At 68.2% G+C, this 18,177-nt stretch carries 16 protein-coding genes; 5 read left to right on the top strand and 11 right to left on the bottom strand.

Annotated elements, in window-relative coordinates:
• Positions 1 to 123: 123 nt before the first annotated feature.
• From KV110_RS09600 to KV110_RS09590, 3 genes are all read left to right on the top strand, one after another.
• On the top strand, positions 124 to 828 hold the full coding sequence (locus tag KV110_RS09600; RefSeq protein ID WP_218475237.1) for an ESX secretion-associated protein EspG: 705 nt from the start codon (positions 124 to 126) through the stop codon (positions 826 to 828).
• A gap of 92 nt (positions 829 to 920) precedes the next feature.
• Positions 921 to 1,295, top strand: a complete 375-nt coding sequence (locus tag KV110_RS09595) for a hypothetical protein (protein ID WP_218475235.1) — start codon at positions 921 to 923, stop codon at positions 1,293 to 1,295.
• Positions 1,292 to 2,413, top strand: a complete 1,122-nt coding sequence (locus KV110_RS09590) for a hypothetical protein (protein WP_218475233.1) — start codon at positions 1,292 to 1,294, stop codon at positions 2,411 to 2,413. The genes KV110_RS09595 and KV110_RS09590 overlap by 4 nt, the downstream gene beginning before the upstream one ends.
• 106 nt (positions 2,414 to 2,519) lie before the next feature.
• Here the strand turns inward: KV110_RS09590 and proB are convergent, their stop codons facing one another.
• The 11 genes from proB to KV110_RS09535 form a co-directional block, all read right to left on the bottom strand.
• Positions 2,520 to 3,617, bottom strand: coding sequence for a glutamate 5-kinase (proB, locus tag KV110_RS09585; protein ID WP_218478300.1), 1,098 nt, complete (start codon positions 3,615 to 3,617; stop codon positions 2,520 to 2,522).
• 195 nt (positions 3,618 to 3,812) lie between these two features.
• Entirely contained in the window at positions 3,813 to 5,267 is a 1,455-nt protein-coding gene (gene obgE, locus KV110_RS09580; RefSeq protein ID WP_218475231.1) for a GTPase ObgE, read from the bottom strand.
• A gap of 158 nt (positions 5,268 to 5,425) precedes the next feature.
• A complete protein-coding gene (gene rpmA / locus KV110_RS09575; protein ID WP_040732806.1) occupies positions 5,426 to 5,692 on the bottom strand; it encodes a 50S ribosomal protein L27 in 267 nt (88 codons plus the stop codon).
• 22 nt (positions 5,693 to 5,714) lie between these two features.
• Positions 5,715 to 6,026: a 50S ribosomal protein L21 gene (gene rplU / locus KV110_RS09570; RefSeq protein ID WP_218475229.1), complete on the bottom strand. Its 312-nt coding sequence runs from the start codon at positions 6,024 to 6,026 to the stop codon at positions 5,715 to 5,717.
• A gap of 335 nt (positions 6,027 to 6,361) precedes the next feature.
• Positions 6,362 to 9,415, bottom strand: coding sequence for a translation initiation factor IF-2 N-terminal domain-containing protein (locus KV110_RS09565; RefSeq protein WP_218475228.1), 3,054 nt, complete (start codon positions 9,413 to 9,415; stop codon positions 6,362 to 6,364).
• Positions 9,416 to 9,842: 427 nt separating this feature from the next.
• Positions 9,843 to 10,259: a nucleoside-diphosphate kinase gene (gene ndk / locus KV110_RS09560; protein WP_218475227.1), complete on the bottom strand. Its 417-nt coding sequence runs from the start codon at positions 10,257 to 10,259 to the stop codon at positions 9,843 to 9,845.
• 125 nt (positions 10,260 to 10,384) lie between these two features.
• Entirely contained in the window at positions 10,385 to 10,657 is a 273-nt protein-coding gene (locus tag KV110_RS09555; protein WP_218475225.1) for a hypothetical protein, read from the bottom strand.
• Between the two features lie 137 nt (positions 10,658 to 10,794).
• A complete protein-coding gene (locus tag KV110_RS09550) occupies positions 10,795 to 11,136 on the bottom strand; it encodes a DUF4233 domain-containing protein (RefSeq protein ID WP_246634708.1) in 342 nt (113 codons plus the stop codon).
• A 65-nt stretch (positions 11,137 to 11,201) separates the two neighbouring features.
• Positions 11,202 to 12,671, bottom strand: a complete 1,470-nt coding sequence (gene folC / locus KV110_RS09545; protein WP_423710193.1) for a bifunctional tetrahydrofolate synthase/dihydrofolate synthase — start codon at positions 12,669 to 12,671, stop codon at positions 11,202 to 11,204.
• Positions 12,668 to 15,343, bottom strand: a complete 2,676-nt coding sequence (locus tag KV110_RS09540; RefSeq protein ID WP_218475222.1) for a valine--tRNA ligase — start codon at positions 15,341 to 15,343, stop codon at positions 12,668 to 12,670. The genes folC and KV110_RS09540 overlap by 4 nt, the downstream gene beginning before the upstream one ends.
• Before the next feature lie 307 nt (positions 15,344 to 15,650).
• Positions 15,651 to 16,574 carry an NAD(P)/FAD-dependent oxidoreductase gene (locus tag KV110_RS09535; protein WP_218475220.1) on the bottom strand — a complete coding sequence of 308 codons (924 nt, stop codon included), beginning with the start codon at positions 16,572 to 16,574 and terminating at the stop codon, positions 15,651 to 15,653.
• 170 nt (positions 16,575 to 16,744) lie between these two features.
• On the opposite strand from KV110_RS09535, the gene KV110_RS09530 reads away from it, so the two are divergent.
• Together KV110_RS09530 and KV110_RS09525 are read left to right on the top strand one after the other, a co-directional pair.
• Positions 16,745 to 17,338, top strand: coding sequence for a helix-turn-helix domain-containing protein (locus tag KV110_RS09530; RefSeq protein ID WP_218478296.1), 594 nt, complete (start codon positions 16,745 to 16,747; stop codon positions 17,336 to 17,338).
• Positions 17,339 to 17,465: 127 nt separating this feature from the next.
• Positions 17,466 to 18,176, top strand: coding sequence for an AAA family ATPase (locus tag KV110_RS09525; RefSeq protein ID WP_246634430.1), 711 nt, complete (start codon positions 17,466 to 17,468; stop codon positions 18,174 to 18,176).
• Position 18,177: the final 1 nt, after the last annotated feature.

The raw sequence follows: 18,177 nt of genomic DNA, 5'->3' as shown, positions 1-18,177 counted from the left end.
CGAGAATTCACCGCAGCGTTAGCCCACAATCCTAGGTGCTCGGTGCGGCGGCCGCCGTCGCCCGCGGCGGCCGTTAAGCTACGAAGCAGTTTCCGTGGGTTCGGTGAGGATGTGATTCGGGCGGTGAGTTGGACCTTAAGTCCGGACGAGTTCGCCCACGTCTGGCGCGAAACCGACCTCGATCGGCACCCGTATCCGCTCCGCATTCTGGAAACGCCGCGCACCGAGGACGAGGCCGATCGGCTGCGCGCCACCCTCGACGAACGGCTACCGCTCGGCGCCGACCCCGACCTGAGCGCCTGCCTGCGCATCCTGGCGGCACCACACACCAGGATCGTCGCGATCGGCGGCGCGCACACCGCGGGCAGCGAGATCCGGTTGCTGGCCGCGGCGATCTACGACCGGGCCGTACTCGCCGTGCAGGAACCGGGCTCGTCCCCGGATTTCGGTGGCCGGGTGCGCCTCACCATCGGGCACAGCGGCAAACTGGGCGCCCGGATCGCCGGTCTGCTGCCCGATACTCCGCCCGGCCGGGAACCGGCCAGGGTGGCGCCGACAGCGGCCGTCCGCGACGAGGAGGTCGTGGTCGCGCAACAGCCGACCGCGCCACGCATCCGCAAGCTGCTGCTGAAACCGCATAGCGCGGAAGGCCATATCCGGATCGAGTCCAGGCTGGACCAGCAGACACCGGCACCGCCGGTCCACTACACCTGGTTCGACGTCAAGGGCGACGGCCGCTACCTCATCAGGGCGGGCGCGGAAGTTCACCTCACCCCCGCCTCGACCGAACAGATCGCCGCGCAACTACAGAAACGCATTCAGGCGTGAACCCGTTCTTCGATGCCAACCGATAACCACTGCTGCCCGTTGGCTCCACTTCGGGCTAGTCTGAGGCTGACCGACCATCTCAGGGGTGTGCGATGACGATCGAGACCAGCCGAGCCGATATCGTCCGGTTCAAGCAAGCGGCCCAGGCAGGCACCGTCCAATTCGATCCGGCCGCGGCGCGACGATGCGCCGAGATGTACGACCGGCAGGCTGAGCGGTTGATCTACCTGCAACAACGTCTCGAAACCGCCGCAGAGCTCGGCGGATTCGGCGGATTCGTCTCGGCGCAGCAGTTACAGGCCGGGTTCAATCACAAAGCGCGGGATGCCGCAGCGTTGCTGGATCACTACATCGAGGCTGCCTACCGCCTGAAAGAGGCGTTTCTGATCAGCGGCGGGTTACTCGACGAGGCCGATGCCGCCAACGCCGCCGCCCTGCGCGCCGTCGCATCGAGGCTCCCCCGATGAGCGGCACCGATCCCGACTACATCAGCTCGATGGAGCACTTCGAGTCGATGCGGCACGAAGAGATCTACGCCAAGACCCAGCAGATCAACGCCGCCGAGGTGCTGCAGGCCTCGGTCGCCTGGCTGGAGGTGGCAGCCACGCTCAGCACCTCGTTCCCGCTTACCCGCGGCAGCGTGGACCGGGTGATGAACTCGATGGAGTGGAAGGGTGCGGCGGCCGAGGCGGCGTACGCGAGCACTCGCAGCTTCGCGTCCTCGGTGGATGAACTCGCCGCGATCATGGGCCAGGTCGGCGCGAGGCTCGGCGGCGTCGCCGCGGCGGCCGAAGCGGTCAAGATCGCGGTAGCACCGCCTGGCTCGTCCGGTCCGATCGGCGCGGTCGCGCGACTACTCGAGGCCGCGCACGTCATCGACGCGAAGATGGCCGAGGAGACGATGCGCCAAGAGGCGGTGCTGGCGATGAACATGGTGTACAAACCGGCCTACGGGATGGCGGGCAAAGCTGTTCCCGCGCTGCCGCCGCCGCCCGAGTTGCCCACCGACGTCAAGCCCGCGCCGTTCGTGCCACAGCAACGGACGGTGCCGCCGACGGAGTACACGCCGCAGCAGCCCAGTCAGCCGGACGGCAAGCAGCCGAACGTTCATCCGACCGTGCCCGCGCCCGCACCTTCGGCGCCGGAATCGCAAGCGCCACCGAGCACTACGACTCCGCCGCGGCCCGTGCCGGACCCGACGCCAACGCCGACGCCGACTCCAACTTCACCCCCGACGACTCAGCAGGCGCCACCTTCCGCGACGCCGACTCCGGAAGCGCCCCCGACTCAGCAGGCGCCTCCCCCACCGCCGACCACACAGGCACCACCGCCCCCACCCCCGACCACCCAGGCACCGCCTCCATCGCCGACCGAGCAGGCACCTCCCCTACCGGAGCCCCCTGCTCAGCCACCCCTGCCCGAACCGCCACCCCAACCGCCGATCCCCGGCCCAGCGGAACCGCCTGTGCCCCTTCCTGATCCGGGCGGTCAGCCAGGTGTCACCGGCCCGATCCCCGAGGAAGACGAACAGCCGCAACCTCCGTCGACCACCAACCAACCAGGCGTGGTCCCCTCACAGAAATAGGTGTCAGCGCGCCAACTTCCGTTGGCGCGCACTTCAACAAATCAGCAGCTGTGCGGCTACCGCTCGGACTCGTCACGCTGGAGCCGTACGGCGGGTATCGGTGCGGCTAGACCTTCACCAGGTCGTCGGCGTGAATCACCGGGCGCTGCATAGTGTCCGGCAGTTCCGCGGTGGAACGCCCGAGCATGCCGGACAGCTCGGTGCTGTCATAAGCGACTACGCCGCGTGCGACGACGATATTGTCGCTGCCAACGAGATCAACGACATCGCCGCCGTAGAACCGCCCACGCAATCCGGTGATACCCGCCGCGAGCAGCGAACGCCGGTCGGCGACAGCACGCACCGCGCCGTCATCGATGAGCAGCGCACCACGACTGTCGGCAGCGTGCCGGACCCAGAACTTGCGGGCGGACAGGCGAACCGGGCGCGCCGCGAATGCCGTACCCACCTTGCCGCTGGTCAATGCCTCAGCGGCGGAGGTGGCCGCGGCGAGCAGTACGGGAACGCCCGCATCGGCGGCGAGCCGCGCCGCGGACAACTTCGAGGCCATCCCCCCGGTGCCGAGCGCCCCACCGCTGCCCGCGATCACGCCGTCCAGGTCGGCGCTGCTGCGCACCTCGGGAATGAAGCTCGCCGCGCCCTTGCGCGGGTCGCCGTCGTAGAGTCCCTCGACATCGGACAGCAGCACCAGCGCGTCGGCCCCGACCAGGTGAGCGACCAGTGCGGCGAGCCGATCGTTGTCGCCGAACCGGATCTCTTCCGTTGCGACGGTGTCGTTTTCGTTCACTACGGCGATCGCGCCGAGCGACCGCAATCGATCCAGGGTGCGCTGCGCGTTGCGGTGGTGCTCACGGCGCGCGAAATCGTCCGCGCTCAACAGGACTTGGCCGACGGTGCGGCCGTAACGCGCGAACGAGGTGCCCCACGCGTGCGCCAACGCCAGCTGACCGACGCTCGCGGCGGCCTGCTTGGTGGCGAGGTCCCGGGGGCGGGTGCTCAGGCCGAGCGGCGCGATACCCGCGCCGATCGCGCCCGAAGACACCACCACCACATCGGATCCCGCGCGCATCCGCGCCTCTACCGCATCGGCGAGCCGATCGAGGCGCGCCGTATCGAGCCCACCCGCCAGGCTGGTGAGCGCCGACGATCCGATCTTCACGACCACCCGGCGCGCCGACGCGATCGCTCGCCGCGCCTCACTCAGCTCCGAATCCACCTCGGTAACACCCGAATTCACCGTCATAGCCCCTGAACTCCCTGCACAGCAATCGAATCCGCCGAACCAATCGTCCCGGCCGACGGTTCCCGTACCCCGGGCCGATTCGGCGGACCAGCTACCCGAAACGACGGGCGATCCAGGTCGGCCGCGATGATGGGCAATCCGGACCGGGCCACTGGCTTACTCCTCGTCGTCCTTGACCAGACCGCGGCGCACCCGCGAGGCGTGCTTGCGCTCGGCGGCGCTGATGCGCTCGTCCTGTTCCAACCGGATATCGGTGCCGCGGCCGGTGGGCACCCGTTCGATGCCCGCCGCGATCATCGGCTCCCATTCGAAGGTGACGTTGCCGATGGTCACCGGGGCACCCGGCTCCGCACCTTGCTTGACCAGCTCGTCTTCGACACCGAGGCGGGCAAGCCGGTCCGCGAGGTAACCGACGGCCTCGTCGTTGTCGAACTGCGTCTGCTTCACCCAGCGCTCGGGCTGCGAGCCGCGCACGATGAAGCCGCCCGGCTCCTGCGGGTCCGCGATCACGCTGAAGCCGGACTGGTTCACCGCGATCGGCCGGATCACCGGACGCGCCGGCGCCGCCTTGGGATGTGCCTCACGATACTGGAGCACCAGATCCGCGAGCGCGAAAGTCAAGGGCCGCAAGCCCTCTCGGCTCACCGCCGAGATCTCGAAGACCGGCCAGCCGCGCGCGGTGAATTCGGGGGTGACCATTTCGGCCAGCTCGGCGGCATCGGGTACGTCGATCTTGTTCAGGATCACCACGCGCGGGCGGTCGGCCAGGTCGCCCAGGGTCGCATCGGCGCTCAGCGCCGGTTTGTAGGCCGCGAGTTCCGCTTCGAGCGCGTCCACGTCGGAGACCGGGTCACGGCCGGGCTCGAGCGTGGCGCAGTCCACGACGTGCGCGAGTACCGCGCAGCGTTCGATGTGCCGCAGGAAGTCCAGCCCGAGACCACGGCCTTCGCTGGCACCCGGGATCAGGCCGGGCACATCGGCGACGGTGAAGGTGGTGTCGCCGCTGAGCACCACACCGAGGTTGGGCACCAGGGTGGTGAACGGGTAGTCCGCGATCTTCGGCTTGGCCGCCGACAGCACGGAAACCAGCGAGGACTTGCCCGCCGACGGGAAGCCGACCAGGCCGACATCGGCGACGGACTTGAGCTCGAGGATCAGGTCGCACTCTTCGCCGTCCTCGCCGAGCAGCGCGAAGCCGGGGGCCTTGCGCGCTTTCGAGGCGAGGGCGGCGTTGCCGAGTCCGCCGCGGCCGCCACGGGCGGCGATGAAGCGGTTGCCCGCGCCGACCAGGTCCATCAGGACCTTGCCGTTGCCGTCGAGCACCATGGTGCCGTCGGGCACCTTGAGCAGCAGGTCGGTGCCCTGCTTGCCGTCGCGGTTGCTGCCTTCGCCTGGCTTGCCGTTGCCTGCCTTGGCGTGCGGGTGGAAGTGGAAGTCCAGCAGGGTGTGCACGTTGGGGTCGACCTCGAGGATCACGTCCCCGCCGTTGCCGCCATTACCACCGTTGGGTCCGCCGAGCGGCATGAACTTCTCGCGAAGCACCGAAGCACAGCCGTGTCCGCCCTTGCCGGCACGCACGTGCAGTACGACACGGTCGATGAACTTGGACATATGCCGAATCATCCTCCTTCAGGACTGGTCGATCGCAGAGTGCGCCCAACTAGAGCGCGTGGTGGTTCGGAAAGCACGCTGGGTCTTCGGAAACACAAAAGCGGGCCAGGGTTTGCGACCCTGACCCGCTCGGTGTGTCTGGAGAGAGGTTTAGGCGGTCAGGCCTCAACCGGCTCCGGGACGACGATGTTGACGGTCTTGCGTCCACGCTTGGTGCCGAACTCGACCGCGCCCGCCGCGAGGGCGAATAGGGTGTCGTCACCGCCACGGCCGACGTTCACGCCGGGGTGGAAGTGGGTTCCGCGCTGACGCACCAGGATCTCGCCTGCGTTGACCTTCTGGCCGCCGAAGCGCTTGACGCCGAGTCGCTGGGCGTTGGAATCGCGACCGTTCCGGGAGCTGGACGCACCCTTCTTGTGTGCCATAGCTGAATCTCCTCGGGATGTCTTACTTGATGCCGGTGACCTTGATGACCGTCAGCGGCTGACGGTGACCCTGACGCTTGTGGTAGCCGGTCTTGTTCTTGAACTTGTGGATGCGGATCTTCGGGCCCTTGGTCTGCTCGACGACCTCTGCGGCCACGGAGACCTTGGCCAGCTTCGCGGCGTCGGTGGTCAGGTCGGCCCCGTCAACGACGAGAACCGGATCCAGGGCGACGGCAGTACCCGGCTTACCCTCGATCTTCTCGACCTTCACCAGGTCACCGACCGCGACCTTGTACTGCTTTCCGCCGGTCTTGACGATCGCGTACGTTGCCATCGGTCGGCTTCCTCCACTCGATTAAGTACAGTCATGTTTCTGCTCGCGTCACAACTGCGCGACGCGAGATGTTCTTGGCTGGCTTGCTGCGCGGGGCGTGGTATAACGCCCATCGCCAGGCAGCGACCGACCAAGGTTACCAGAGCACTCCGTCATCGACACAATCCGCCTGTAGGCAGCCTACGAGCAACCCTTTTGCCAGCGGAATTTCGGTGACTTTCCCGCGTCGAGTCCGAGTGCGGGGCACAGAAGCCCCTGTGTCGCCACCATGCAACGATTCGGCCGGTCGCCCCGTTGGGGTGCGACCGGCCGAAGCAAAGCTGTCAGCGCAGCTGCTACGCCTCCGCGGGCGGCGGACCAGCGGGACGACCGACGGCACGGCGGCGTGGCCGACGCTGCGGCACCTCCACCGGAACCTCGGCGGTGAAGTCGACAGCGGGGGCAGGAGCCTGCTCCGCGGTCGGCAGCACGAACACCGCACCACTGCTGTCCGCGGCCGGTGCGGCGGCCGAACGAGCGACCCTGCGACGCCGTCCGGTACGCGGGGCCGGTTCTGGCGCACCGTTGGTTACCGCGCGATCCGCAGCCGGCTCCGGCGCCGATTCCGCGCGGGCCGGTGCCTCGCGGGCCGGTGCCTCGGCGGCCGGGGTGGTCTCGGTGACCGTCTCGACGACCTCGACGACCTCGGCCGGTTCGGTCTCCACGTCCTCAGCGGGCACGGCGACCGCGGCTTCGGTCGTCACGACCTCGACATCCTCGGTCTCGAGCGGCTCGATGTCGTCGGTCGATTCGTCCTCGTCGGCGTCGCCGTGATGCGCGGCCATCGCCAGCGCGACCGGGTGGGCCCGCTTGACGGCGATATCCTCCTCGGCCTCGACCGGCACGGTGCCATTGCTCGCGGCCGCGGGTGCGGCGGCTGCCGCGCCCTTGTCGCGACCACGGCGGCGACGCGAACCGGTTTCCCGAGTTCCACGCCCGGCCCCACCGTCGTCGCCCGCGGACGGCTCCACCGGGTAGGCGTGCACCAGGATGCCGCGCCCATGGCAGTGCTCACAGGTCGTCGAGAACGCCTCGACCAGGCCGGTGCCCAGCTTCTTACGGGTCATCTGCACCAGGCCGAGCGAGGTCACCTCGGACACCTGGTGCCGAGTACGGTCCCGGCCGAGTGCCTCGGTGAGCCTGCGCAGCACCAGGTCTCGGTTCGACTCCAGCACCATGTCGATGAAGTCGACGACGATCATGCCGCCGATATCGCGCAGCCGCATCTGGCGCACGATCTCCTCGGCCGCCTCCAGATTGTTGCGGGTGACCGTCTCTTCCAGGTTGCTGCCGCCGGAACCGGTGAACTTGCCGGTGTTCACGTCGACCACCGTCATCGCCTCGGTGCGGTCGATCACCAGCGTGCCACCCGAGGGCAGCCACACCTTGCGATCCAGCGCCTTGGCCAGCTGTTCATCGATCCGGTAGGCCTCGAACACGTCGACGCCGTTGCTGTTGTCGTGCCGGGAGACCCTGGCGAGCATTTCCGGCGCGACGGTGCCGATGTACTTCTCGACCGTGCTCCAGGCCCGGTCACCTTCGATGACGAGCTTGGAGAAGTCCTCGTTGAACAGGTCGCGGATGACCTTGACCAGCAGGTCGGGCTCTTCGTACAGCGTCTTGGGCTGGCCGTCGTTCTTCCCTTCGGCCGCCTTCTCGATGGTGCGCCAGGTCGCCTGCAGTCGCTCCACGTCGCGGGCCAGTTCGTCCTCTGCCACGCCCTCGGATGCGGTACGGATGATCACACCGGCGTCGTTGGGGACGATGTCGCGCAGGATTTCCTTGAGCCGCTTGCGCTCGGTGTCGGGCAGCTTGCGGCTGATGCCGGTGGAGGTGCCGCCTGGCACGTACACCAGGAAGCGGCCCGCGAGGCTGATCTGTGTGGTCAGCCGGGCGCCCTTGTGCCCGACCGGATCCTTGGAGACCTGGACCAGCACCTGATCGCCGGGCTTGAGCGCCTGCTCGATCTTGCGTTCCTTGCCGCCGAGACCGGCGGCCTCCCAGTTCACCTCACCGGCGTAGAGCACGCCGTTGCGGCCGCGGCCGATGTCGACGAACGCCGCCTCCATGCTGGGCAGCACGTTCTGCACCTTGCCGAGGTAGACATTGCCGACCATCGACGCGGAACCGGTACTGGTGACGAAGTGCTCGACCAGGATGCTGTCCTCGAGCACGGCGACCTGGGTGGCGGTCGGGTGGTCGGGGAACGCCTTCTCGCGCACCACCATCACCCGGTCCACCGATTCGCGGCGGGCCAGGAACTCCGACTCGGTCAGGATCGGCGGCCTGCGGCGGCCCGCGTCGCGGCCGTCCCGCCTGCGCTGCCGCTTGGCTTCCAGCCGGGTAGAACCGGAGATGCCCTGCACCTCGTCGACGGTGGCGCGAGCGCGGCTCTTGTTCCGCGGTTCGCGCTCGTGTACGACGGTGTTCGGCGGGTCGTCCTCGGTGACCTCGGACTCGGCCGGCTCGCCCGCCACCTTGCGGCGACGGCGACGACGACGGCGACGGCTCGCGCCCTCGGGCTCGTTCTCGTCGTCCTCGGTGTCGGTGTTGTCGTCGGGCGACTCGGCGGACTCGGTCGAGTCGGCGGTCTCGCCGTGCTGCTCGTCCTCGTTGTCGTCCGAATCGTTCTCGTCATCGGCGTCGCTGTGTTGTTCGCCACGCCCGCGGCCACGACCACGGCGGCCACGGCGCCTGCGCCGCGGCTGACCGTCGGCATCGCCCTGCTGGTCGGCCGATTCCTGGTCGTCCTCGACCGCTTCGGGCTCTTCCTCGGGCTGTTGCTCGACCACCGGCTCTTCACGGCGGACGTCGCGCTCGGTGCGGCGCTTGCGCCGGGTCTGTTCGGCGGCCGCGGCATCCGGCGGCAGGAACAGCGGGGCCTGCACGACGGCGGCGGACTCGAAGACCACCGGCGCCGCGACGTGCGGCTCTTCCCGGACCGGATGGGTGAACAGCTGCACTGAGGGCTGGTGGGCGACCTCGTTCGGGTTCTCCGACTCGGAGTTGCCGATCAGCGGTTCGGGTGCGGAAAAGACCAGCCCGCCGTGACCTCTACTCGGCGCTTCCGGCTGCTGCTGTGCCTCGGCCTGTTGCTCGACCGGTGCCTCGGCAGCCGGGGCCGCGGGGGTGTCGCCTTCCGGCGGGCCGAGTGCGTCGCGGACGGATTCCGCGATCGCCCGGTCGACATTCGATTGCGCGCTGCGCGCGTCGGACCCCAACTCGGTGAGCTTGGCCAGGATGCGCTTGCTCGTTACCCCCAGCAGCTTGGCGAGTGCGTGAACTCGGATTCGCTCCGGCAATTGTTCGGCATCCTGTGGTGTTGTTTCCAATGGCTCTTTTTCGGCCACGAAGTCTCCTCGGACCCCCGGGCGCGTCCCTCCCGGTAAGGAGTGAAGCGGCCGACGCGGGGGCACTGTCCGTTCGCCTCACGCCGTTCAGCGCAAGGTCATCTGGTCTCGCCCCGCATGTCCGGTTATCACCAAATTGTTCGTCGGTTGAGCTAACTGGTCACGCGGCGCCTGGCTGTTGGCTGAACTCCACGGTGTGAGCGCTCATCCAGCGTGCCGACGCGAACAGCGGGCCCAGCAACCGGGCCGTTTGTCCGTGGCAGCGATGATCGGCATCGAACCGCGGTGTGTCATCCGGCTGCGATGGCCCCGATAGTCCACGTACCTGCGCGAACAGTCGGCATCAAAAGCAGCCGATGTCAGTATCCCACACCGCGCGCCGCGGGCTCACCGCGGCGCACGACCTTATCCAACTCGCAAACTATTTTCAGGCCGAGAACTCCGGGAACCACAGAGCAATCTCGCGCTTGGCCGATTCGGGCGAATCGGACCCGTGTACCAGGTTCTCTTGGGTTTCCAAGGCGAAGTCTCCGCGAACGCTGCCTGGCACGGCCTTCTCGACCGGGTCGGTGCCGCCGGCGATCTGCCGGAATGCCGCGATGGCGCGTGGACCCTCCAGGATGGCCGCGACGACCGGGCCGGAGGTGATGAAGTCGATCAGGGAGCCGAAGAACGGCTTCTCGGCGTGCTCGGCGTAGTGGCCCTTGGCCAGGTCCTCGGACACATGCTTCAGCTCGAGGGCCGCGATCTTCAGGCCCTTGCGCTCGATTCGTACCAGCACCTCGCCGACGAGGCCACGGGCCACACCGTCCGGCTTGATGAGTACCAACGTCTGCTCAGTCACGGCGCACACTCTAACCGGCACCCCCGGCAGGTACCGAACCAGCGGTTGGCTGCGTGACGCGGCGGTGCCCCGACACCCACCGGAGTGTCGGGGCACCTTCGTCGAATCGGATGGTTGCCTTCGGATCAGCAGACGATTTCGCTGCCCGTAGCCGGCTTGCCGCCCGGGCCGCAGGGCGCGTTACCGGACAGAGTCGCCAGGGTGGTGGCAAGCTTGGACAGGCCCTCCGCGGACCCGGTACCGGTCTCGCGTACCGGCGCCGCCGATGCGCCCGCGTCAGGGGCGGTGACGGCTGGTTCGAGAGGCAAGCCGTGCTGAGCCGCCGCTTGGCCCGCGCCGATCATCGTGCCCACCGCAATCGCGCCGACCACAACACTATTCGCCACTATCCGCTTCATAAACTGCTCCTCCGCTAGCCGTACGACGCCACGTTCGACGTCGTATCAGCGGCCACGGTAGGGATCCGCGGTGCCGCGGGGCAGACCGGAATTACCTCGACCCCAACACTTTCGACCCCGGTGGCGGGGTCATGCGCTCAGGACGAACGCTGGATGCGCTGACTCGGCAGCAGGCCCTTCTCCATCCGACCGCGCACATCGGCGCGCAGCACCAGGATGAACCCCCAGACCACGGCGAATACCACCCCGATGATCCCGATGGACAGGTGGATGAAGGTGCCGAGCAGTACCAGGACCTGTAGTCCCAGGTTGAACGGCATCGCCCACGATCTGCGCTGCAACCCCGCGCCGAGGAACATCACCACGGCCAGCGCCACCAGGTAGGTACCCGACGCCCAGGTCACCCCGCCACCGACCGAGCCGACGACCGGCAGCGCGAGCAGCACCACGATCGCCTCGAGCACCAGCGTGCCCGCCATGACGCCGCGGAAGCCCTTCCATGGATCGGTCGCGGGCGGTGGCACCTCGGGCTTGTCGGCGTCGTTCACGCTGGGTCCTTTCCGAAGAGCGCGCGCGTCGCGCCCGCCGTCACCACCGAGCCGGTCACCACGACCCCGGCACCGGACACCATCTCCCCTGCCTCGCCGACCTCCTCGGCGATGGCGATGGCGGTCTCCAGCGCGTCCGGCAGGGTCGGCGCGGTGATCACCCGTTCGTCGCCGAAGCGCTGTACCGCGAGATCGGCGAGCATGTCGACGTCCATCGCGCGCGGCGAACCATTGCCGGTGACGACGATTTCGTCGAGCACCGGTTCGAGCGCGGTGAGGATCCCGTCCGCGTCCTTGTCGGCCAGCACCGCGACCACCCCGACCAGCTTGCGGAAGTCGAACTCCGCGGTCAACGTCGAGGCAAGCGCCTGCGCGCCCGCCGGGTTATGCGCGGCGTCGATGAAGATGGTCGGCGCGCTGCGCATCCGCTCGAGCCGGCCCGGACTGGTCACGCTCGCGAAACCCGCACGGATGGCCTCGATGTCGAGCTGCCGGTCGGCACCGGCGCCGAAGAACGCCTCGACCGCCGCGAGGGCGAGCACCGCGTTGCGCGCCTGATGCTCGCCGTGCAGCGGCAGGAAGATCTCGTCGTATACCCCGCCGAGGCCCTGCAGTTCGAGCTGCTGGCCACCGATCGCGATCTGCCGGGCCAGCACCCGGAATTCGCCGCCTTCGCGCGCCACCGCCGCGTCTACTTCGACGGCGCGGCGCAGCAGCACCTCCATCGCCTCGGGGTCCTGTTCGGCGATGATCGCGACGGTGTCGCGCGGAATGAGGCTCTCCGGCGCGCGTTTGATGATGCCGGCCTTCTCGCCCGCGATGGCGGCGAGATCGGTGCCGAGGTAGTCGGTGTGGTCCAAGCCGATCGGGGTGATCACCGCGACCTGCCCGTCGATGACATTGGTCGCGTCCCAGGTGCCGCCCATGCCGGTCTCCACGACGGCGACGTCGACCGGCGCCTCGGCGAAGGCCGCGAAGGCCATGCCGGTAAGCACCTCGAACTTGCTCATCGCCGGACCGCCCGCCGCCGCCGACTGCGTGTCGATCATCTCGATGAACGGCTGCAGTTCGCGGTAGGTCTCGACATACCGGGCGGGCGTGATCGGCGCGTTGTCGATGCTGATCCGCTCGGTGGCCAGCTGCAGGTGCGGGCTGGTGATCCGGCCGGTGCGCCGGTGCAGTGCGGTGAGCAGTGCGTCGATCATCCTGGTCACCGAGGTCTTGCCGTTGGTGCCCGCAACATGGATCGCCGGGTAGCTCTGCTGCGGCGAGCCGAGCAGGTCCATCAGGGTGGCGATCCGGCTGAGCGAGGGCTCGATCTTGGTTTCCGGCCAGCGGGTATCGAGTTCGGCTTCCACCAAAGCCATTTCGGCCAGCTCGACCGGCGACGGCCCGGAACTCAGCCGCGGTCCCGCGGCCGGGTGCCGGAGGTCGTCGCCGTACTGCGGTTCGGGTTCGTGGTTCATTTGCCGCTCAATTCCGCGAGGCGGGCGCCGATGCGTGCCACTTCGGCGGCGGCGACCGTTTGCCGGTCCTTGATCTTCGCGACCACCGGCTCCGGCGCCTTGGCGAGGAACGCCTCGTTGCCGAGTTTAGCTGTGGTGCCCGCCAATTCCTTCTCGGCCGCGGCCAGGTCCTTCTCCAGTCGGCGGCGTTCGGCGTCCAGGTCGACGGCGCCGGAGGTGTCCAGCTCGACGGTCACGGTGGCGCCGCTCAACCGGACCTCCACCGTCGCGGTCGCCGCGAAGCCGTCGCCGGGCTCGGTGAGCCGGGCCAGGTTCGCGACCGAGTCGTGCAGTTCGGTCAGGCCCGCGACGTCGAGGCCGATGAGCTTGGCCGCCACCTTCTGTTTGTCGGCGAGGCCCTGATCACCGCGGAACCGGCGGATCTCGGTGATCAACCGCTGGGTGTCGGCGATCCGTTGGGCCGACACCTGATCGGTCGGCACCCCGGAGGACTGCGGCCAGGCGGCGATCACCAGGGACTCGCCGCCGGTCAGCGCCTGCCAGAGCGATTCGGTGACGAACGGGATGACCGGGTGCAGCAGGCGCAGCACCGCGTCGAGCACGGTGCCGAGCACCACCTGGGTGGTCTCGGCGCGGGCGCCCTCCTCGGCGAACTGCACCTTGGTCAATTCCAGGTACCAGTCACACAGTTCGTCCCAGGCGAAGTGGTACAGCGCCTCACAGGCCTTGCCGAACTCGTAGCCGTCGAACGCCGAATCCACTTCGGCGCGCACCTCTTCGAGCCGATCCAGGATCCACCGGTCGGCGTCGGTGAGCTGCGCGCGATCCGGCAGCTCGCCGGTCCGCGCGCCGTTCATCAGCGCGAACTTGGTGGCGTTGAACAGCTTCGTGACGAAGCTGCGCGAGGCGAGCGCGTGCTGTTCGCCGACGGACAGGTCGCCGCCGGGCTGCGCACCGCGGGCGAGGGTGAATCGCAGTGCGTCCGCGCCGTATTCGTTGATCCAGGACAGCGGGTCGATGCCGTTGCCGCGCGACTTCGACATCTTCTTGCCGTACTGATCGCGAATCAGGCCGTGCAGGAACACATCCTTGAACGGAACCCGCGGCCCTTCCTTGCCCGCGGCGAGCACCGGGTCGTCGGCGACGTAGGTGCCGAACATCATCATCCTGGCCACCCAGAAGAACAGGATGTCGTAGCCGGTGACGAGAACGCTTGTCGGATAGAACTTCTCGAGTTCAGGAGTGGCGTCGGGCCAGCCCATGGTGGAGAACGGCCACAGGCCCGAGGAGAACCAGGTGTCGAGCACGTCCGGGTCCTGCACGTAGCCCTCGGGCGCGGTCTCGTCGGGGCCTACGCAGATCACTTCGCCCTCGGGGCCGTACCAGATCGGGATGCGGTGGCCCCACCACAGCTGCCGGGAGATACACCAGTCGTGCATGTTGTCGACCCAGTCGAACCAGCGCGGCTCGGAGCTGGCCGGGTGAATCACGGTGTCGCCGTTGCGAACCGCGTCACCCGCCGCCTTGGCCAGCGTGTCCACCTTGACCCACCATTGCATGGACAGCCGCGGCTCGATCGGCTCGCCGCTGCGCTCGGAATGTCCGACGCTGTGCAGGTAGGGCCGCTTCTCGGCGACCACCCGGCCCTCGGCGGCCAGCCGTTCGCGCACCGCGACGCGCGCCTCGAACCGGTCCATGCCGTCGAATTCGGTTCCGGTGTCGATGATCCGGCCGTACTCGTCCATGATGTTGGGCATCGGCAGGTTGTGCCGCAGGCCCATCTCGAAGTCGTTCGGGTCGTGCGCGGGGGTGATCTTCACCGCGCCGGAACCAAATTCGGGGTCCACGTAGTCGTCGGCGATGATCGGGATCTGCCGACCGGTGATCGGGTGCTCCAGGGTGCTGCCGATCAGCGCCCGGTAGCGCGGGTCGTCCGGGTGCACGGCCACCGCGGTGTCGCCGAGCATCGTCTCGACCCGGGTGGTGGCCACGATCACGTGCGGTTCGTTGTCGTCGAGCGAGCCGTACCGCAGCGAGACGAGCTCGCCTTCGACGTCCTCGTACTTGACCTCGATGTCGGAGATGGCGGTGCGCAGCGCGGGCGACCAGTTGACCAGTCGCTCGGCGCGGTAGATCAGTCCGGCGTCGTAGAGCCGCTTGAAGATGGTCTGCACGGCGCGGGACAGGCCGTCGTCCATGGTGAACCGGTCCCGGCTCCAGTCGACGCCGTCGCCGAGGGCGCGCATCTGCCACTGGATGGCGCCGCCGGATTCGCGCTTCCAGTCCCACACCTTGTCGATGAACAGCTCGCGGCCGAAGTCTTCTTTGGTCTTGCCGTCGACGGCGAGCTGCTTTTCCACGATCGTCTGGGTCGCGATGCCCGCGTGGTCCATGCCGGGCAGCCACAACACCTCGTAGCCCTGCATGCGCTTGCGGCGGGTGAGGGCGTCCATGATCGTGTGGTCGAGGGCGTGGCCCATGTGCAGGTTGCCGGTGACGTTCGGCGGCGGCAGCACGATCGAGTACGGCGGCTTGTCGCTGGTCGCGTCCGCCGCGAAATAGCCAGCGGCTACCCAGCGCTCGTACATCGAGGCCTCTACCTCGCCGGGGTTCCAGCTCTTGGGGAGGGCATCGGCACGATTACGCGGTTTGTCAGGGGCTGCGCTGGTCACCCGACGATTCTAGTGGCCGGTCTCAACCGATTTCCGCAGGGTGCGGCCTCGGGCATTCGCCCTTGCAAGCGCTCCATGCGGCCTCAGGCATTCGCCCTCGCAAGCGCTCCATGCGGCCTCGGGCATTCGCCCTCGCAAGCGCTCCGTACGAGCCAACTGCCGGACATAAAGAAAGGCGGAGCCTTCGGTGGATGAGGGACACCGAACACTCCGCCTTACGTCTCAGAGCTTACCGTCCCAGGTGGAAGGGTTCCGGAATCCATAAGTAATTCTCAGCTTCCGGCGCTTTCCGCCCGAAAAATCCGCCCTAACCGGCCGAAACGGGCAGCTGAGCGGCCTCGAGCACCAGGTCGCCGTTGATCGCGACCGCGGCGTTGTAACCCGCGGCCGCGGCGACGATCACCTGGGCTGCGGCGCTCGAGACATTGCCCGCGGCCCAGACGCCGGGCACGCTGGTCCGCCCGGTGGGGTCGACGACCACCCAGCCCTTCTCGTCGAAGTCGCACCCCAAGCTGTGCAGCACGTCGGCGTTGGGCACGAAGGTGGGTGCGACGAACATGGCGGAACGCGGCACCGCCCGGCCGTCGGCCAGCTCCACGCCACGCAACGTTCCGTCGACGACCAATCGCGCGACCTCGCCCTCGACCACCCGGACGCCACGGGCGTCGAGCTGGGCGCGGTCGGTGTCGGAGAGCTCCATGGTGTGCTGGAACAAGATCACATCGGCCGACCATTGCGGCAACAGCAACGCCACGTGCAGCGTCCGCGGGTCGTCGCCACCGAGCAGACCGATCGGCTGGTCGCGTACCTCGTAGCCGTGGCAGTACGGGCAGTGCAGCACGTCGGCGCCCCACCGTTCGCGCAGGCCGGGCAGGTCGGGCAGTTCGTCGCGCAGTCCGGTCGCGATCAGCACCCGGCGCGCGGTGAGCGTGCGCCCGCTGGCCAGCTGAACCGTGAAGTCGTCCTGCCCATAAGACTTTTCGGCACTGCTCACGAAGTCATCGATCAGCTCACCGCCGTATCCGGCGACCTCCGCCGCACCGGTCGCGAGCAACTCGCCGGGTGGCATCCCGTCCCGGGAAAGGAATCCGTGCATGTGCTCGGCGGGCGCGTTGCGCGGCGCACCACCGCGCACCACCGCCACTTTGCGCCGAGACCTGGCCAGCACCAGCGCAGCGGACAGCCCCGCCGCACCCCCGCCGACTATCACTACGTCGTACATCTCGCTCATGCCTGCACCTCGCTGGCGCTCGGCTCCGGCATGCGCGATGCGCCCTGTGACACTATTCGCTCGCTACGCTCGCTCATCTGGCGATCACCTCCGCCGACCAGGGTGCCGGGTCTGTCGCGATAATGGCAACTAATATTGCTGTTTCCGGGAAATCGAGGTGAACTGGTGTGATGCAGAATCAGCCGACCATCGCCGCCGCCCTGGCCGACATCGGACCACGGCTCAAGGCGGTGCGCACGCATCGCGACATCACGCTGACCGCGTTGGCGGAGACGACCGGGATCTCCAAAAGCACGCTGTCCAGGCTGGAGTCCGGCCAGCGCCGCGCCAGCCTGGAACTACTGTTGCCGATCGCGCTGGCCCTGGGCGTGCCGCTGGACGAGCTCGTCGCGGCACCGAAGATCGCGGACCCGAGGGTGCATGCTCCGGCGCGAAAGGTCGACGGTATCACCGTGTTTCCGCTCACCCGCCAGCCCGGACCGCTGCAAGCCTTCAAGATGGTGCTGCCCGCCGACCGCACCGAACCGGATCTGCGCGTGCACGACGGGTTCGAGTGGTTGTACGTCCTGTCCGGGCGGCTCCGGATGATGCTGGGCGAGCACGACATCGTGCTCGGGCCCGGCGAAGCCGCCGAATTCGATACCCGCCAACCACATTGGTTCGGCAGTACCGGGCGCGGTCCGGTCGAGATTCTCAGCCTTTTCGGCAGCCAGGGCGAGCGCATGCACGTCCGCGCGCGGTCTCGGGGCGGCCGGTCGGACTGATCACAATTCAAGGTGTCCGGATTGTCCGGCCTTGTCAGATCGGCCCAGGATGCGGACGCTGGAGTGTGTGAACGCATCCGCTAGTCCCCTTCAGGGAAATCTCAGTGAAAATCCAGGGTTTTCCCCGTTGCCGGAACGGCGGCGCATCAGGACGCTGGAAGAGGTGAACCCGCCGCTCGACACGCTGTCACCGCACTCCCCCGAGTCGCTGCTGCCCGTCCTCGCGCCGGACGCCGTGCACGATCTGCGGGGTCACAAGATCGACGAATTGCGGTACCCCGCAATGACTGCCCTGGTCGTTGCGGGCATCCCGGGGGCGGGCAAGAGCACCGTGCTGCGTCGATTCTTCGGCGCGACCACCGAGTCCGAGGACCCATCGTGCGGTCCGGCCGGTTCGGTGGTGCTGGACTCGCTACAGGCCCGCAATAGGTGGCGGCACCGGCTCGATTGGCTGCCCTATACGCTGTGGCGGCCGGTCGTGCATGTCGCGCATTTCGCGGGAATTCGCGCGGCACTGCGGGATACCGACGGGCCGGTGGTAATCCACGACTGCGCCACCTTCGGCTGGGCGCGGCGGATGATCTCCCGGTGGGCGGCCGAGTACGGCAGGGAACTGCACGTGGTCCTCGTCGATGTCCCGGCCGTGGTGGCCCGCGCCGGTCAGCACGCACGCGGGCGGCGGTCCAATCGAATGACCTTCACACTGCACTGTTTTCGCTGGCAGCGGCTGATGGAGCGGCTGGCTGCCGGTGGCAATCTGCGGCCCGCTCCGGCGTCGCTGGTGATCGTCGACCGGAGCAACGTCAACCAGCTGAGCCGAATCACCTTCGCCGCGTAGG

This window comes from Nocardia iowensis (assembly GCF_019222765.1).
GTDB lineage: Bacteria > Actinomycetota > Actinomycetes > Mycobacteriales > Mycobacteriaceae > Nocardia > Nocardia iowensis.
The sequence above is the reverse complement of the archived record's forward strand: the minus strand, read 5'-3'. Positions and strand labels throughout refer to the sequence as shown.

Coding starts and splice junctions, on each gene's coding strand:
- KV110_RS09595 (WP_218475235.1), top strand. CDS start 921: ATGACGATCGAGACCAGCCGAGCCGATATCGTCCGGTTCAAGCAAGCG.
- KV110_RS09590 (WP_218475233.1), top strand. CDS start 1,292: ATGAGCGGCACCGATCCCGACTACATCAGCTCGATGGAGCACTTCGAG.
- obgE (WP_218475231.1), bottom strand. CDS start 5,267: ATGTCCAAGTTCATCGACCGTGTCGTACTGCACGTGCGTGCCGGCAAG.
- rpmA (WP_040732806.1), bottom strand. CDS start 5,692: ATGGCACACAAGAAGGGTGCGTCCAGCTCCCGGAACGGTCGCGATTCC.
- rplU (WP_218475229.1), bottom strand. CDS start 6,026: ATGGCAACGTACGCGATCGTCAAGACCGGCGGAAAGCAGTACAAGGTC.
- KV110_RS09555 (WP_218475225.1), bottom strand. CDS start 10,657: ATGAAGCGGATAGTGGCGAATAGTGTTGTGGTCGGCGCGATTGCGGTG.
- KV110_RS09550 (WP_246634708.1), bottom strand. CDS start 11,136: ATGGCGGGCACGCTGGTGCTCGAGGCGATCGTGGTGCTGCTCGCGCTG.
- folC (WP_423710193.1), bottom strand. CDS start 12,671: ATGAACCACGAACCCGAACCGCAGTACGGCGACGACCTCCGGCACCCG.
- KV110_RS09535 (WP_218475220.1), bottom strand. CDS start 16,574: ATGAGCGAGATGTACGACGTAGTGATAGTCGGCGGGGGTGCGGCGGGG.
- KV110_RS09530 (WP_218478296.1), top strand. CDS start 16,745: ATGCAGAATCAGCCGACCATCGCCGCCGCCCTGGCCGACATCGGACCA.